At 36.7% G+C, this 16,636-nt stretch carries 16 protein-coding genes; 6 read left to right on the top strand and 10 right to left on the bottom strand.

Annotated elements, in window-relative coordinates:
• Positions 1-262: 262 nt before the first annotated feature.
• On the bottom strand, positions 263-847 hold the full coding sequence (locus Q0X77_RS09595; RefSeq protein ID WP_297796562.1) for a hypothetical protein: 585 nt from the start codon (positions 845-847) through the stop codon (positions 263-265).
• Positions 848-1,064: 217 nt separating this feature from the next.
• Between Q0X77_RS09595 and Q0X77_RS09590 the strand changes: the two genes are divergently transcribed.
• Together Q0X77_RS09590 and Q0X77_RS09585 are read left to right on the top strand one after the other, a co-directional pair.
• Complete coding sequence (locus tag Q0X77_RS09590; RefSeq protein WP_297796559.1) at positions 1,065-1,937, top strand: AraC family transcriptional regulator; 873 nt, start codon at positions 1,065-1,067, stop codon at positions 1,935-1,937.
• A gap of 19 nt (positions 1,938-1,956) precedes the next feature.
• Positions 1,957-2,541: an alpha-ketoglutarate-dependent dioxygenase AlkB gene (locus tag Q0X77_RS09585; protein WP_297796556.1), complete on the top strand. Its 585-nt coding sequence runs from the start codon at positions 1,957-1,959 to the stop codon at positions 2,539-2,541.
• Between the two features lie 199 nt (positions 2,542-2,740).
• Here Q0X77_RS09585 and Q0X77_RS09580 read toward each other — a convergent pair whose 3' ends face one another.
• Complete coding sequence (locus tag Q0X77_RS09580) at positions 2,741-3,517, bottom strand: S1/P1 nuclease (protein ID WP_366939202.1); 777 nt, start codon at positions 3,515-3,517, stop codon at positions 2,741-2,743.
• Positions 3,518-3,617: 100 nt separating this feature from the next.
• Here Q0X77_RS09580 and Q0X77_RS09575 point away from each other — a divergent pair, with 100 nt between their 5' ends.
• From Q0X77_RS09575 to Q0X77_RS09560, 4 genes are all read left to right on the top strand, one after another.
• Entirely contained in the window at positions 3,618-5,861 is a 2,244-nt protein-coding gene (locus Q0X77_RS09575) for a transglycosylase domain-containing protein (RefSeq protein WP_297796553.1), read from the top strand.
• Positions 5,862-6,088: 227 nt separating this feature from the next.
• A complete protein-coding gene (locus tag Q0X77_RS09570; RefSeq protein ID WP_297796550.1) occupies positions 6,089-8,338 on the top strand; it encodes a DUF5916 domain-containing protein in 2,250 nt (749 codons plus the stop codon).
• A 73-nt stretch (positions 8,339-8,411) separates the two neighbouring features.
• A complete protein-coding gene (locus Q0X77_RS09565; protein WP_297796547.1) occupies positions 8,412-9,674 on the top strand; it encodes a DUF819 family protein in 1,263 nt (420 codons plus the stop codon).
• A gap of 45 nt (positions 9,675-9,719) precedes the next feature.
• Entirely contained in the window at positions 9,720-10,427 is a 708-nt protein-coding gene (locus Q0X77_RS09560) for a DUF4369 domain-containing protein (protein WP_297796544.1), read from the top strand.
• Positions 10,428-10,443: 16 nt separating this feature from the next.
• Here Q0X77_RS09560 and Q0X77_RS09555 read toward each other — a convergent pair whose 3' ends face one another.
• The 8 genes from Q0X77_RS09555 to Q0X77_RS09520 form a co-directional block, all read right to left on the bottom strand.
• Positions 10,444-10,713 (bottom strand): hypothetical protein, encoded by a 270-nt coding sequence (locus tag Q0X77_RS09555; RefSeq protein WP_297796541.1) that lies wholly within the window; start codon positions 10,711-10,713, stop codon positions 10,444-10,446.
• A gap of 32 nt (positions 10,714-10,745) precedes the next feature.
• Entirely contained in the window at positions 10,746-11,714 is a 969-nt protein-coding gene (locus Q0X77_RS09550; protein WP_297796538.1) for a type I phosphomannose isomerase catalytic subunit, read from the bottom strand.
• A gap of 112 nt (positions 11,715-11,826) precedes the next feature.
• A complete protein-coding gene (locus tag Q0X77_RS09545) occupies positions 11,827-12,075 on the bottom strand; it encodes a peroxiredoxin (protein ID WP_297796535.1) in 249 nt (82 codons plus the stop codon).
• Positions 12,076-12,174: 99 nt separating this feature from the next.
• A complete protein-coding gene (locus Q0X77_RS09540) occupies positions 12,175-12,582 on the bottom strand; it encodes a 6-carboxytetrahydropterin synthase (RefSeq protein ID WP_297796532.1) in 408 nt (135 codons plus the stop codon).
• Positions 12,579-13,121, bottom strand: coding sequence for an isopentenyl-diphosphate Delta-isomerase (gene idi / locus Q0X77_RS09535; protein ID WP_297796528.1), 543 nt, complete (start codon positions 13,119-13,121; stop codon positions 12,579-12,581). The genes Q0X77_RS09540 and idi overlap by 4 nt, the downstream gene beginning before the upstream one ends.
• 87 nt (positions 13,122-13,208) lie before the next feature.
• Complete coding sequence (locus Q0X77_RS09530; RefSeq protein ID WP_297796640.1) at positions 13,209-14,177, bottom strand: type IX secretion system membrane protein PorP/SprF; 969 nt, start codon at positions 14,175-14,177, stop codon at positions 13,209-13,211.
• Positions 14,178-14,181: 4 nt separating this feature from the next.
• Positions 14,182-16,206 carry a gliding motility-associated C-terminal domain-containing protein gene (locus Q0X77_RS09525; protein ID WP_297796525.1) on the bottom strand — a complete coding sequence of 675 codons (2,025 nt, stop codon included), beginning with the start codon at positions 16,204-16,206 and terminating at the stop codon, positions 14,182-14,184.
• A 10-nt stretch (positions 16,207-16,216) separates the two neighbouring features.
• Positions 16,217-16,636: hypothetical protein (locus tag Q0X77_RS09520; RefSeq protein WP_297796524.1), on the bottom strand; the 420-nt coding region annotated here is incomplete at its 5' end.

Here is a 16,636-nt window from a genome sequence, read left to right as displayed (position 1 = left end):
TTAGAAGGAATTCATTGCGAAAGCCCCGGGTAAATTTTATTCAGAATACCTGCATTAGGATATATCATCAGAAAATTATCTAACCATTTTGAATATTTCCGATAATCTATGCGCAGAATATCTGAGATTTGATTTGCCATATTTAAAATAAAGAAGAAAAATTTCTTACGCAGAATGATAAAGGGATTAGGTCTCTTACAAATACTCACAAAAAAAGGGAACCATATAGGTCCCCTCTTTTAATAATACAAAGTTTAATTTTCTAATTAACTACAACCTCTTCATAGTAGGTATTATTAGCATCCTTTACCGCTACAGTATAACGGTCTTTTCCGGCTTTTTCAAAATTGAAAACTTTTGTTACAACGCTTTTGTTTTCAATTACCTCCTTAAATAAGGTTCGGTTATAACTATCCAAGACTTTTATTTTTACATCCTTACCATCCAGGTTTAGTAAATTAATAAAGAGTTTGGCACCCTTAAGTTTAAAAACAGGTTTGGTATGCTCCTTTCTTTTTAGAATTCTAACCTCGCTGTTTTCTACTTTTATTGGGTAAGTTAACGTTCTTAAAGAATCATCTAATTCAATAAAGTAAGAACCATCTTCCAGTTCATTCAGTTCAAACTTCTTAGCATATGAAGCTTCTGATATTTTCTCGGAAAATATGATGTTTTGATTATCATCAATTATTTTAAGAACGGTTTTTTCGTGTTGTGAATCTAATTCTACAATTAAGCTATTAGATTCACCTTCGGTCATCAAGCTTAATTTCGGTTCTTTTGCCAGGCCTACTGCTGCAGTAAACATTAAGGCAATCATAGCGGTAAATTTCAAATTTGTTTTCATAACATTACGTTTTAGAGTTAATGAATAATTTACAGGACAAACTTACTGCCAACCTACTGCAGGAAATACAACCAGGTTTTCATATTTATATTCTATTTTAACCGTATGTTAACACCATTTTAGTATATAGGTTAATATTACATATATATTGGTTAATTTTGCAATGTAAGTCTAAACTAGTCTTGAGTAATTTTATCTCATCAATCATTAAAAAAAAATGAAAAAGTACAAACCCGCATTTGAAGCAATTGAACCAAATTTCGGACATTCCTTTACCTATCAAAAATTTGATTCATCAAAGAATAACAAAGATAATTTGTGGCACTACCATCCAGAAATAGAATTGGTCTACGTTAACGGAGGCGCAGGAAAAAGGCAAATTGGCAGTCATATATCCTGTTATACGGAAGGAGACTTAATCCTAATTGGAAGCAATTTACCTCATTGTGGCTTTACGGATAAATTTACCGGAAATAAGAGTGAAATTGTCATTCAAATGAAACCGGACTTTTTAGGTAATTCTTTTTTTAATATTCCGGAAATGAAACAAACCCAGACTTTGTTTGAAATAGCAAGAGGCGGTGTTGCCTTTAGTGGTATTACCAAAGATATTGTTGGTAAAAAAATGGAAAATATTGAAAATGAATCAGATTTTGACCAGTTGTTATCCATTTTGTCCATTTTGAACGAGCTGAGTAACTCCAGGGAATTCAATGTTCTGAATGCAGAAGGATTCTCATTTAAAACAGATATTGAGGATAATGACCGTATAAATATCGTTTTTAATCATGTGAGAAATAATTTTAAAGAAGAAGTAACGCTTTCAGAAATCTCCGATAGGGTCGGCATGACTGTTCCTTCCTTCTGCAGATATTTCAAAAAGATAACAAATAAAACCTTTATTCAATTTGTTAATGAATATCGCCTTGTACATGCATCAAAATTACTTGCGGAACAGCCCATGAGTATTACAGATATTTGTTTCGAAAGCGGCTTCAATAATTTTTCACATTTCAATAAATCTTTTAAGGCCTTCACCGGCCAAAACCCATCTGAATACCGAAACAGGCTAAAAAAGGTGGTTCAATAATGATAGAAGAGCAAAACTTTTGAAAAAATATAAATTACCTCTGCCCGATAGTGATATCTCTTATTTTCCGAATTTTCTGGAGAGTGAGTATGCCAGTGCTTATTTCAAATCACTAAAATCCGATGTTCCCTGGCGGCAGGATGAAATAAAAGTATTTGGTAAAATATATCCTCAGCCCAGATTAACAGCATTATATGGAACTAATAACAAATCATATTCGTATTCAGGTATTGTTATGAAACCATTGCCATTTAATGAATCCTTAAAGGCCATTAGTAAAAAACTGTCAAAATTGACCCCGGTGGAATTTACGAGTTGTCTAATAAATTATTATCGAGATGGTAAAGACAGTAATGGCTGGCATTCAGATGATGAAAAGGAATTAGGGAAGAATCCGGTAATAGCCTCTGTATCGCTTGGTCAGGAGCGCTATTTCCATCTAAGGCATAGGAAACGAAAGGAATTAAAACACAAAATACTTCTGGATCATGGAAGTCTGCTACTTATGAGTGGCCCAACACAACATTTCTGGCACCATCAAATACCTAAAACAGCCAAATCAATTGGAGAAAGAATAAACCTTACTTTTCGGGTAATCCCATAAAAAAATCGACTTTGTAAAGTCGATTTTTTTATACCTCTAACTTACGTTTTGCATACTATCTTTAGCACTTAGGTATATTATGCTAATTTCCTCATATACACAATTAATTTAACGTATAATCCAAAGTTGAGATATAAAATATCGTCTAATTCCCTATTTATTAGGCAAAAACACTTTTAAGAATCTAATTATAAGTTACTTAACCAAAAATTTGATTTAATACTTTGGCCAGGCGCAATCCCCCTTTCTGTAGTTGTTTCTCAACTGTATTCCAATACTTATAACTATAAGAATAACCTAATTTTTCACCTTTGCCTGCTGAGGAATATACCTCATTGACTAGTGCCTGTGATTCTGCCACCCAATCCTGAAGAGTTCCTTCTTCTATTTCCCTTATTTGTTTCTTATTTAATGTAGACAAATTTTTAGTAAGCTCTGTATAACTCATCCCGTTGTAATCAATCATGTGTGAGTCCCAAACCCTATGCAGATTACTACCCCTGTCAAACCATTGGACCTGAATATCGTTACCGCCTTTATCCTCTTTTCGCCCAACGTGCAGTGGCTGATGCAAATCCCCTATTAAATGAACCAGCATTTTTAAATAGAAGATTTTATCGGCTTCGGAACTGGTTTCACTCCTTAGTATGTCAATACATTTTTGAATACCCTGGACGAGATCCCCATTAGTATCCGGATCTACTTCTTCATATTTCTTATCTGACGGAATATTTACATAGTGCCAGGGAGAGAAATTTTTATAGGCCCTATCCGATTTAATCTCGTCTGCATAATTGGAAACAGAGGCAAGACTCTTGCCCTTAAGTAATTTTGAAACAGCTCTTTTGGTTTTTCTGTTCAAATGTTGTTGAGCCAACTCACCAACGACCCGGTGTCCGGTTTTCGACCAGTAATTGGAATTCCCCATCATCAGCTGAAAACTAAAAAACAAAAGTATTAATGCGCTTTTCATCATTATTTTTTTCCAAAATTAAGGTATCAGGACATTAATCTATTGTTAAGAACTGTAATATTTATATTAAATAATATGATCTTGCACCCTAAAACATGGTAAAGTGATTTTTAAACGGATAAAACCCCCTGTTTTAAGGTATATACTGATAGCATCAGTTCTGCTTCTCACCCTGTCTGCTGTCTTTCTTATGAGTATATATCTCGGTGCATGGGGAGAACTTCCTGGCAAGAAATCTTTGGCAGAGTTTCAACACCCAAGGGCTTCTGAAATTTATTCCTCAGATAGTATTCTGATTGGAAAATTCTATCTCAATGACAGGCAACCAATTTTATACCAGAATATTCCGGAGCATTTAATTAATGCTCTTATCGCTGTTGAAGATGAACGTTTTTTTGAACATTCCGGTGTAGACTACAAAAGTTTGCTGCGCGTAATTGTTAAAACAATTTTATTGCAGGATAAAGCTTCGGGGGGAGGCAGTACGATTAGTCAGCAATTGGCAAAAAATCTGTATCCCAGATCAAGAAAAGGAACTTTTTATCTTGCGATAGACAAAATAAAAGAGATGATAATTGCCTCCAGACTAGAAGCTATTTATAGCAAAGAGGAGGTTTTAGAGCAATATTTAAATACGGTTTCCTTTGGTGACAATACTTTTGGTATAGAAAGCGCTTCCTTGAAATTCTTCGGTAAACGCGCCAGTACATTGGCCACAGAAGAAGCTGCAGTACTTGTGGCCATGCTGAAAGCTACATACACTTATAATCCAAGAGTCTTCCCTGATAATAGTTTACAAAGAAGAAACCTGGTATTAAATGCCATGGAAGAAAACGAATTTATTAAGTCGAGTGAAAAAGACAGCCTGGTAAAGCTTCCACTAATAATAAATTATAATAGTTACGATCATAATCAGGGGGTGGCCCCTTATTTTAGGGAGGAAGTGCGAAAACAAGTTCTTGAGTGGTGCAAAAGACAAAATGAGGAAGGTCATTCCTATAATATTTATGCTTCAGGGCTTAAAATATATACCACACTCGATTATAGAATGCAAGTATTAGCTGAAGAGGCTATGAAAAAACACATGAAAGTTCTTCAAAGGAGTTTTGAGAAGAGCTATGGAAACAGAGCTCCCTGGTTAATAGACAGAGAATTGATTCGCAAGACGGTGATGAAATCATCAGCCTATAAAAACCTGATTCAACAAGGTATGAATGAGCAACAGGCATGGGATACTCTTAGTCTTAGAAAATCAATGACACTTAGTTCCTGGGAAGGGAAAAGCGAACAGAAATATAGCTCTATAGATAGTATAAAGCATTATATGAAATTTATAAATACTGGATCTATCTCAATTGACGCCACAAGCGGTGCTGTAATGACCTGGATAGGTGGAGTTGATTACACGGTCTATAAATATGATCATATTTCTCAGAGCAGAAGACAAGTGGGTTCTACTTTTAAACCTATTGTTTATTCTGCGGCATTGGAAAATGGTTTAAAACCCTGCACTTATTTTTCTGCGGAAGAAGTGGCCTATAATAACCTGGATGACTGGTCCCCATCGAACTCAGGAAACGAAGATGAGACCTTTATGAATTATTCCATGGAACAGGCTTTGAGTAATTCAGTTAATACTGTAGCAGTCAAAGTTTTAGAAAAAACGGGGATACCTAATGTATTGGATCAGGCTAAAATAATGGGCATAACGGCTAGTTTACCAAATTTACCTTCACTAGCGCTGGGAACCGGAGAAATTGGTGTGGACGAGATGGCTGGTGCGTATGCCAGTTATCTAAATGACGGTAAAGCCGTTAAACCAATTTTAATACGAAGTATAAACAATTACCAGGATTCATTATTGACAACTTTTAGACCAAAAATCTCCGAAGTTCGCGCATTTAGCGAGGTCAACAGACAAATTATGCTGGAATTTATGAAGGCGACGATAGATAAAGGCACCGGAGCACGTATACGCAATACGTATGGTTTAAAAAATGATATTGCAGGTAAAACAGGAACCACCCAGAATAATAAAGACGCCTGGTTTGTTGCCCTTACCCCTAAATTAGTTCATGTAACATGGGTAGGATTGGATAACCATGAAATTGGTTTTAAAAACACTTCATTAGGTCAGGGTGCCAGCGCCGCATTACCCATTTTTGCGCTCTGGATGCAAAAATTAAACAGTGATGCATCTTTCAATTACATCACAAAAGCACGATTTAAAAAACCTAATGATGCGGTTCTTTCATTGCTCGATTGTGAGCCGGTTAAACGTGATGGATTCTTTAAACGACTTTTTAAAAATCCGAATAAGAAGAGATCCAAAAAATTCAAGCAGTAATAATTTGAAATATAGAATTATAAAATTTGATGAATTTTTAACGGAATATAAGCTTAATTTTATGCTTTGAAAAGAACGCTCAGTATTAACCAAAATTACCTCTGCGAAAACAGCTAACAATATGTCGTTTACATTACAATTACGGTCGTTTGCAGAAAAGGTGTGGTCGACCATTTAAAAAAGTAGAACTTTGATTTACTAGTAAGCTTAAAAAACGATTTCCTTCAATGTCCAAGCCATTTAGCACGGTAAAATCCTTTACCTTTTTAACCATATTTCTTTGGGTAATATCCTTTTATGGACAAAGTCCTATTAAATCCTCTATTTATTACGGACAAAACACAAATAAGTCTTTTATTGTCAAAAAGATCAATGAAACTATCGTCCCTGATGGGGTTTTAGATGAAGCTATTTGGGAAACAGCAAATAGCGCCGACGAGTTCTGGGAATATTTTCCATTGGATTCCATCCCGGCGAGGCAGCAGACGGTTATCAAAATGCTTTATGACGACACCAATTTATACATCGGTATTACCGTTTATGCATTGGGAAAAGACTATGCCATTCAGTCTTTAAAAAGAGATTACAGAGCAGGCAATAGTGATAACATTACACTACTTTTTGATACGTTTAATGATGCTAATAACGCTTTCTTATTTGGCATCAATCCTTACGGAGTAAGAAGAGAAGGGTTAGTATCTAACGGTGGGTTGGATAGACGGGATTTCACAATAAGCTGGGATGTAAAATGGAGAGGAGATTCTAAAATCTATGATAACTACTATACTTCTGAACTAGTTATCCCCCTTACTTCCTTTAAATTCAAAGAAGGCGAAACAAAGTGGAGGTTTAACAGTTACCGTTTCGATAGCCAATCTAATGAAACCAGCACCTGGATGAACATTCCACAGAACCAGAATATATTTGGTTTAACATTTATGGGAGATATGGTTTTTGAAAAGCCCCTTGGAAAATCTAAAACTCCATTGGCTTTAATCCCCTATGTTAATGGAAGTGTCCTAAAAGATTTTGAGGAAGACAATACTACTAATAAGTTTTCGGTTGGAGGCGATGCAAAAGTTGCAATTGGCAATAGCATGAATCTGGATATTACTATAAACCCTGACTTTTCGCAGGTAGAAGTAGATGACCAGATTACCAATCTCACACGTTTTGAAGTTTCTCTACCCGAAAAGAGGCAGTTCTTTATTGATAACAATGATTTGTTTGGCAGTTTTGGTGATTCCAGAGATGCCAACCCATTTTTTTCACGAAGGATCGGTATTGCACAGGACACTGCAGATAACACCATTGAAAATCAGATCATTGGCGGCATTAGATTGAGTGGGAAATTAACTAAGGACTTACGATTGGGTTTCCTTAATCTTCAAACAGCAGAAGATGAAGAAAATGAAATTTCATCTAACAACAATATGATGCTGGCCTTACAACAGAAAGTCTTTGACAGGTCAAATATTGGTGTCTTCTTTATTAACCGACAGGCTGTTAAAGGTAACGATTTTCTCTTACCCGAAGACGAATACAACCGTGTCCTTGGACTGGATTATAATCTGATTTCAAAGGATAATTTATGGAACGGTAAGTTCTTTTTTCAAAAATCTTTTCAACCGGAAAGCAATGGTAAGGACCTGGCTACAGGGGCTCGACTGGAATACAACTCCAGAAATTACAATATTTCGGGTAAAGTTGTTTATGTTGGAGAAGACTTCAGATCGGATTTAGGCTTTGTTCGCCGTACCGATATTCTCAAAAGCTTTATGCAGTTTGAGCGGGTATTCTGGCCTCAGAATAGTTTTATTCAAAATCACGCCTTCCAATTCTTTCCCATAGCTATTTGGAGTCCTAGCAGGGATATGCAAAATACCGACTATGACTTTAGAGGTCAATGGGAAGCAAGATTCAGGGATCAATCCAGATTTAGTGCTGAATTCTCGCATAAGTATACTTTTTTAATAGATGACTTTGATCCGACGGGCTCTGATGATGGCATACCATTACCTGGGAATCAAGGCTATTATTACAATAGTGTTCAAGTTCAATTTAATTCGGACCGCAGAAAAATTTTCTCTTATTCTCTGGAGCCTACCATAGGACGTTTTTTTAATGGAAACCGATTCAGTGTTGAAGGAGGAATGACTTTTCGTTTTCAACCCAAAGTATTTCTCTCCTTAATTATGAGGTATGATAATATTGAATTGCCGGACCCCTACCCCAGCGCGGATATCTGGTTGATAAGCCCTAAAATTGAAGTCACTTTTAGTAAATCAATTTTCTGGTCTACCCTGATACAATATAGTAATCAAAGAGATAATTTTGGAATTAATTCCAGGTTACAATGGCGTTTTGCTCCGCTCTCGGATCTATTCCTGGTTTATAATGATAATTACTTCGTAGATGGTTTTGCGCCAAAGACCAGATCAATTAATTTAAAAATAACCTATTGGTTAAATATTTAGGTTCCTTTTTATAGCAAGTAGCCCCACCTAATTTCATTATATTTGAAAGCTTGTCATCATTAAATAATCTTCCATGAACCATCTGCCAATAACTGAGGACACCGTAATTTTTGGTTTGTTATGCCTCTGTCTAGGATTTGTTTTTTACACTTCTTCCATTAAAACCGGGTTTTGGAAAAAATTCTACGCTGTTGTTCCAACTTTGTTAATGTGCTACCTCCTTCCTGCCATTTTGACCAGTTCGGGTCTAATTTCAGAAGAAAACTCAAAGCTCTATTATATTGCCAGCAGGTATTTACTGCCTGCCGCTCTTGTTCTTATGACCCTGAGCATAGATCTTCAAGCAATACTGAATCTGGGATCCAAGGCGTTGATTATGTTCTTAACGGGTACTGTCGGTATTATTATAGGAGGTCCTATCGCAATATTAATAGTCTCTACTTTTTCCCCTGAAACGGTGGGAGGTAATGATTTTGATGCGGTTTGGAGAGGTTTGTCTACTATTGCAGGTAGCTGGATTGGTGGTGGTGCAAATCAAGCAGCAATGCTCGAAGTCTTTGCCTATAATCCCAAAAAATTTGGAGATATGGTATTAGTAGACATTGTAGTAGCCAATATTTGGATGGCAATAATACTTTTGGGTATTGGTAAAACTAAACGTATTGATAAGTGGTTGAAGGCCGATACTTCTTCAATTGAAACCCTTAAACAAAAAGTTTCCGATTATACGGCCAAAATTACCCGGGTTACCACACTTAACGATTATATAATTTTGTTGAGTCTGGCATTTACGGCAGTGGGTATCGCACATTTTGCCGGGTTTCATTTTTCAGAATATTTGCAGGAAAATTTTGAAGTTATTCGAAATAAGCAAAAAGCCCTTTCTTCATTAGGATCAAAATTTTTATGGATGGTTGTGTTTGCAACAACTATAGGTATCATCCTATCCTTCACAAAAGCAAAAAATTACGAAGGTGCTGGTGCCAGCAAAATTGGTGGATTATTTATCTATATTCTGGTCGCCACCATTGGTATGAAAATGGATTTGGGAAGTTTCTTAGACAAACCCGGATTAATTCTGGTTGGTCTTATTTGGATTTCCATACATGCAGGGTTGTTAATTCTGGTAGCCAAAATAATCAGAGCACCTTACTTTTTCCTCTCTGTCGGCAGTCAGGCTAATGTGGGAGGAGCAGCATCTGCACCGATTGTTGCTGCAGAGTTTCATCCTTCCCTTACTTCGGTTGGGATTTTATTAGCCGTATTAGGTTATGTCGTAGGTACTGCAGGGGCTTACATCTGCGGATTGCTAATGGAAATAGCATCAAAAGTTTAAATTTCCAATAAACTTTATTGATATTTGCGCCAGAAATTTTATTCTATGAAAAATTTGATAATTGCTGTCCTAAGCTGTTTCATTTTAGGATCTTGTGGATCTAAGGATACTAAAAACACCATGACCGTTACGGGTAATGTGAAGGGTTTAAAAAAAGGAACACTTTATCTTCAGCATATACCGGATACCGCCCTGGTAATTATTGATTCCCTGAAGGTAGAAGGTGATGGCACCTTCTTGTTTAAAACTGAACTGGAAAGTCCGGAGATTTTTTATTTATACTTAGATAAAAAGGATAACAACGATATAAATGACAGGATTACATTCTTTGGTGAACCAGGGACAATAACCATTGATACCAACTGGGATACATTTGACACCAAAGCAAAAATAGAAGGCTCGGAAACGCATAAAAAGCTGGAGGAATACAGGGATGTCATGTCTCGTTTTAATGAGAAAAATCTAGAAATTCTAAGGGTTGCATATGATCCAGAAACGCCTCAGGATTCACTTATTCAAGATTCCATTCAAAGAGCAAGTGATAATAACATCCGCAGGGGTTATCTCTATGCTTTAAATTTTGCTTTAAATAACAAAGATTCTCATATCGCACCGTTTATAGCCCTAAAGGAAGTGCCGGATGCAAATATTATCTATCTAGATTCTATCAATAATTCACTAAGTCCCGAAGTTGCCAATGGGAAGTACGGCAGAGAACTTCAGGAATATCTGGAAGAACAAAAAAACAACTAATGTAAACAGTAAGGAATTAAGCCATTGCATTAAGCTTGTCTACAAGGCCTCTGGCTTTTTCTTCCAGTTCTTTGCGTACAGATTTAAGGTGGGCCTTTCTGTTTTCCATCCCTTTCATATTTACTTTCGAAATTAAATCATCAAAAGTGCCAATGGCACCATCAATAATCTCCGAGCCCTCTTTAGAACCCGACTTATCATTAGAAGCCTCAATTATATATACCGCTTCAATGATATCCCCTAGTACGTAATTTATATCCTTTTTTAATTCTCTAATATTTGCCATAGCTCATTAATTTTGTGTAAAAATACACTTTTTCAAATTGTAATTTCTAAAAGTTTAGCGCCCTCGGTATCCAACAAAATAGTGGTCGTCACAGCTGGTACCAATACGGTTTCCCCTTTTTTAATATTTATATTACCATAGTCATTTTTTATACTAGCATCCCCTTCAAGGCACATATAAATGGTAAATGAGTCTCTGTGTCTAACATCAAATTCTAAACTCTTATCTAAACTGAGAATGCTTGTTTTAAAATATGGACAATTTACCATTTCGTTAGAAACATTCGGTTCTTTGCCATAATTTATTCTAAAGTCCTCTTGCCTTTCATAATTAATGGCATCAATCGATAATTCTGAATGTAATTCCCGAAAATTTCCCTCGGCATCTTTTCGATTATAGTCGTACACTCTATAAGTAAGGTCGGAGGTTTGTTGAATTTCTGCTATCAAAACTCCTGCCCCTATAGCATGAATTGTGCCCGCGCTTATAAAAAATGCATCTCCCTCCCGTACATTTTCATAATTTAATTTTTCTAAAAGACTGTCATTCTTTAAACTTTCAATATAGGTTTCTTTAGAAATGCCCTCTTTAAATCCTACTATGAGTTGAGCATCTTTATCTGCATCCATAACGTACCACATTTCAGTTTTTCCAAACGAATTATGACGTTTTCGGGCAAGTTCATCATTTGGATGTAACTGTACAGAAAGATCTTTATGAGCATCGATAAACTTTATTAAAACAGGAAATTCTTTTCCAAATCGTTCCAATACACTTTCCCCCAGAATCTCTTCAGGGAATTTATCAATTAAATCTATAAGTGTATTCCCTTTTAAGACGCCATTTGCGACAATTGAAACATCCCCGGCAACCCCTGATATTTCCCAACTCTCTCCAACCAGATCACTATTAAGGTCTTTACCAAGTACAGATCCAAGTTTTGATCCACCCCAGAGGCGTTCTTTAAGTATCGGATAAAATTTAAACGGATATAAGTTCATTTTTTTATTTGCTTTTTCGGTGCGTCTAATGCCTCACTCATATGTTTTGGGCATCTATACTGTTAAATACCATAAGTACTTTACCTTACCTATTCACCAAATACGTTTCGCTTCACGGCAGTAAATTGAAAAATTTGTCTTCTACATTAATTAAGTTGCGAACTTTTTTATCAGTATCGGATAAATGAATAAATGGTAAACGATATTTTGAAGCAAATTTACGATGAGTATTTTCAGAATCCGAACTAATCCCGATGACTAACGCACCAAGTTCGGTGAATTCCTCGTAACTATCCCTGAATGAACATACTTCCTTTATAAATCCCGGAGTAAAATCTTTGGGGTAAAAAAATATGGCCATAGGTTTCTTACCAAGAACTTAATTACTTTTAAATATGTTACCATCCTGAGAGGGGAGCGAAAATTCAGGAATATATTGCCCAATCCGGAGACCCATCACTTATCCACTGTAAGTAACAAAATTACGCGGTGTCTCATAAAGCATAACTTCGAGATCCTTGCTTGAGTCTATATGTGGTCGCAATTTATTGTAGATAACCACGGATATATTTTCTGCTGTTGGAATTAATTTTTCAAACTCAGGAACCTCGACATTCAGGTTTTTGTGGTCCAGGGCGTCTTCAACCTTGGATTTAATCAGATCTTTCAGGATTTTCATATCCACTACAAATCCTGTATTCTTGTCAATCTCTCCTGTTACGCTTACAATCAATTCATAATTATGTCCGTGGTAGTTGGGGTTATTACACTTTCCAAAAACTTCATTGTTCTTTTTATTATCCCAATCTTTATGGTATAAGCGGTGAGCTGCATTAAAATGTGCCTTTCGGCTGACTTTTACTTTCATTTCATTTGATGATTTTGCACAAGATGATCATAAAATCTTTCGAAAATTATTTTAAACCACGCCGTGTAGTTTTGAGGATTATCTCCAATATCTTTTTTTATTTGTTCCGGACGCATCCATTTCCAATCTGCTACTTCATCTTTATTTATAGCAGGTGGATCATCATAATACCCAATCATAACATGATCAAGTTCATGTTCGGTTAGCCCATTATCAAAGGGAGCCTTATAAATAAACCAGAAAAGTTCTTTTAAATCTGTTTGAAAACCCATTTCCTCCTGTAGTCTTCTTTTACCAGCCTGCAGATTGGTTTCTCCCTGGCGTTGATGACTACAACACGTATTTGTCCACAATAAGGGGGAATGATATTTATGTTGAGCTCTTTGCTGTAGCATCGTCTCACCATTTTTGTTCATGATGAAAATTGAAAATGCCCTATGAAGAACAGCCTTTTCATGTGCCTCCATTTTTGCCATTAGACCAATCTCCTCATCTTGTTGATTTACAAGAATAACATTCTCCTCTTTTTTATTTTCCATCTTGCAAAAGTAGCACCTTTACACAATATTTTGGGTTAAGAGTATCAAAAAATTGAAGTCTTGAGATTGTAATGAATCCTAAAAAGGCTAAAAGAAGCGGGGAGACTTAACATTTCCTTTGACCTTGATAAAGTCATATCTCAAAATTATTTCGAAAGAACCATCGTTAAAAACAGCCTGACCTAATTCTGAAATCTCCCTATCGTATGCCACTCCTAAAAGAAATGCCGGAGAAATTTGAAAACCCGCCATTGCACTAAACGCCGCATCCCAGCGGTAGGCAAGACCCATAATAAACTTATCGTTATACATAAAATTAGCCGATAAATCCAATTGCAAGGGAGCACCTTGTGTGGCCTTTACCAAAAGAGCAGGTTTAAATTTCCAAAATGCACTGAGATCAAATACGTAACCTGTAATAAGGTAAAAATTCATTTGCTCTTTAGCCGTAGAAAGAGACGACTCGTCAAAATGAGATGTTTCTAAAATTCTTGGGACTGATAAACCAACATAAAATCTTTCAGTATGGTAGTAAACACCTCCACCTATATTAGGTGAAAACCTATTTCTAATATCTTGTTGCAATGTTGGATCCGGACCACCAGGATTTGTAACATCCTGATTCAATTCAGAATAACGTATATCCAGTAAATGTGCACTCGCTTTTAACCCAAAAGATAATCTGGATTCTTTAGCCAGTTGCAACGTATAAGAAAAGTCAAGATCAAAATAGGTTTCTGATGTTGGACCTATCTGGTCATTTACAATTGAAAATCCAAGCCCAGCTCCCCTGTATCCCAAAGGGGTGTGTAAATTAAAAGTCTGTGTTTTAGGCGCTCCATCTAAACCTACCCATTGCGAGCGATATAAGCCTGCAATGCTCATATGCCCTCTTGAACCAGCATATGCCGGATTAACACTGACCGTGTTGTACATATATTGTGTGTATTGCGCATCTTGCTGAGCGCATAGAGTTTCTGCCAATAGAAAAACCAGAAGAAAAGACAAAGCAGTCAGACTTCTTTGCAAATATTTTTTATGTGTCAATTTTAGCATCGGTTTATCTATTAATGTATATGTATCCGGATAACGATTTTTGCACGCCATCTTCATTTACATAATCCAGGATATAGAAATATGTACCTACTGGTAATTTGTTGTCCGCTTGTATGGTAGCTCTACCTTCAGAAGTGCCATCAAAGACATTACCCTGCGTATTGTAAGCATTTGTCGCATATACCTGTACACCCCACCTGTTGTATATTCGTATTGTGTTATCCGGGAAATCTTCAAGCCCGTTTATAGCCAAGACATCATGAACACCGTCACCATTTGGTGTTACCACATTAAATACCTCAATGTCTTCTTCACTGGCATTTGGCTCTAAATAATCTGGTGTACCGTCGGCGTCTATATCATCGTTGGTAAAATCACCATCACCATTAGTATCCTCTGATGCCGTGGGTATAAGATCATCATCATCATCTGTATCCCTATAATCAGATTCAGAATCACCATCTGTGTTTGGCAACATATCATAAGGATCATCCAGTTCATCGTTTACATCGTCATCTATGGATGTATAACCTTCATAGCCATCATCAAGACCATCATTATCCTTGTCAGATCCTATAAATACAACCTCAGGTATACCGTCATTATTCATATCATGCCCTTCAATGCTATCTGGCACATTGTCATTATCACTATCCGTATCAACATAGTCCGGGAAACCATCACCATCTGTATCCACTGGTAGAAGACCTAATCCCCCACCATTCTCATAGACATCATCAAGGCCATTACCATTAGCATCTATACCGCTTGGTGCTATGTATCCTGAGGTGGTTTGTGCTTCAACATTATCCGGAATACCATCATCATCACTATCTATATCCAGATAATCCGCAATACCGTCACCATCTGTATCTGTAGGGTTTGTCGCCGGATCATTATCCCCGTCTAAATTCAAATCTTCAAAACTATCTACGATACCATCATTATCTGTATCAAGATCTACTCCAATTGGATTAACCAGAATGGTAACAGTAGCAGTACTGCAGTTAGACAAGCTATCGCATAAGGTATATGTAAATGAATCTGTTCCTATAAATCCGGGATCAGGGGTATATGTGATACTATCATCTGATGGATCTCCGGGAGTACCATTATCATTGATTACTGCCGTGCCATCAGTCGGATTTGTATTCGTCAGAGTTCCTATTGCAGGTATATCATTATCATTTGCCAAAATGTCTATATCAACAGCAGTATCTTCTAATGTGGCTATAGAATCTGGTAATGCATCAACAATAGGTAACACATCTACCGTAACTGTTGCAGTGCTACAATCCCCAGTCGTATTACAGACGGTATAATCAAATGAATCCGGTCCGTTATAATCAGGATTCGGTGTATAGGTTACAATATCATCGGTGGGATCATTAGGAGTACCATTATCATTAATATTAACGGTACCGTTTGAAGGATTGGTAGTAGTTAAAGAACCTATGGTTGGGAGATCACTATCATTATCATATATCGGGACTACTATAGACGTATCCTCATCTAATGCAATAAGATCGTCAACCAATGTAGCCGCTTGCTGTAGACAAACCACTGTAAAGCCGGGCAAATCAATTGAATTACCTGCTTTAGTAAGGGTAGCGGTATAACGAACCACCGTGGTGGTAGCTGTTACTACAGGTTGTAACTGATCGCCTGCAACGGCAGGGTTCCAGCTTACCGTAGCACTTCCACTTACATTTGCAGTAATATCCAGGGTAACCTGGTTATCAGGAGCTGTACAATCCGTTAAAATAAAATAATCGCTCGCATTTGAACCACATAAAGTACCATCATAAGTAGCAAAATATACTCCCGGTGTACTCGTCTCATAAAAGAAATCGGTACTTAACACTGTAGAGGTATCGGAAGCTTCATACCATCTATAATTACTTTCATCACCACCGTTAGGTGCCTGAAGTAAAAACTGGGCATTGGATGCACTAATCCCCAGTACTGTTATAACAATACTGAGGACTACAAGATGATAACTGTTTGTCTTCAAACCCAATTGGAACATTTATGTCTTATTATTTAACAACAAATACAACATTTATTAATGAATTGTAATCTGCAGGTTGTCCAATAATATCATATGTCAGGACTCCGCTTGCATTAATGCTCATGTTGGCAAAAACGGTCGGATCCGCATAGGTTACATAGTAATATAAATCAGTTGCTGCATATGTTGGCACAGCAGCGGGAGCACCTGCACTCGCTACTGTTGGTGTACCAAACTGGGCTATATATTGTGCATAGAGGTCTTCTGTATACCCTACACCATTTGTGGAAGCATCTACCGCTATTGAAGGGGGATAAAATATACGTGCGGCTTTGGATGTAATAGGTGCTATGTCCTGTATTACATCCTCCACTGTTGCTTCTGTATTTCCGTCTCCGTCAACATCAACAGGGACATCCGAATTTACTTCAGAAGCTGTTTGATCATC

It is taken from the genome of uncultured Eudoraea sp., assembly GCF_947258925.1.
Taxonomy (GTDB): Bacteria; Bacteroidota; Bacteroidia; order Flavobacteriales; family Flavobacteriaceae; genus Eudoraea.
The sequence above is the reverse complement of the archived record's forward strand: the minus strand, read 5'-3'. Positions and strand labels throughout refer to the sequence as shown.

Coding starts and splice junctions, on each gene's coding strand:
- Q0X77_RS09595 (WP_297796562.1), bottom strand. CDS start 847: ATGAAAACAAATTTGAAATTTACCGCTATGATTGCCTTAATGTTTACT.
- Q0X77_RS09590 (WP_297796559.1), top strand. CDS start 1,065: ATGAAAAAGTACAAACCCGCATTTGAAGCAATTGAACCAAATTTCGGA.
- Q0X77_RS09580 (WP_366939202.1), bottom strand. CDS start 3,517: ATGATGAAAAGCGCATTAATACTTTTGTTTTTTAGTTTTCAGCTGATG.
- Q0X77_RS09570 (WP_297796550.1), top strand. CDS start 6,089: ATGTCCAAGCCATTTAGCACGGTAAAATCCTTTACCTTTTTAACCATA.
- Q0X77_RS09565 (WP_297796547.1), top strand. CDS start 8,412: ATGAACCATCTGCCAATAACTGAGGACACCGTAATTTTTGGTTTGTTA.
- Q0X77_RS09560 (WP_297796544.1), top strand. CDS start 9,720: ATGAAAAATTTGATAATTGCTGTCCTAAGCTGTTTCATTTTAGGATCT.
- Q0X77_RS09555 (WP_297796541.1), bottom strand. CDS start 10,713: ATGGCAAATATTAGAGAATTAAAAAAGGATATAAATTACGTACTAGGG.
- Q0X77_RS09550 (WP_297796538.1), bottom strand. CDS start 11,714: ATGAACTTATATCCGTTTAAATTTTATCCGATACTTAAAGAACGCCTC.
- Q0X77_RS09545 (WP_297796535.1), bottom strand. CDS start 12,075: ATGGCCATATTTTTTTACCCCAAAGATTTTACTCCGGGATTTATAAAG.
- Q0X77_RS09540 (WP_297796532.1), bottom strand. CDS start 12,582: ATGAAAGTAAAAGTCAGCCGAAAGGCACATTTTAATGCAGCTCACCGC.
- idi (WP_297796528.1), bottom strand. CDS start 13,121: ATGGAAAATAAAAAAGAGGAGAATGTTATTCTTGTAAATCAACAAGAT.
- Q0X77_RS09530 (WP_297796640.1), bottom strand. CDS start 14,177: ATGCTAAAATTGACACATAAAAAATATTTGCAAAGAAGTCTGACTGCT.
- Q0X77_RS09525 (WP_297796525.1), bottom strand. CDS start 16,206: ATGTTCCAATTGGGTTTGAAGACAAACAGTTATCATCTTGTAGTCCTC.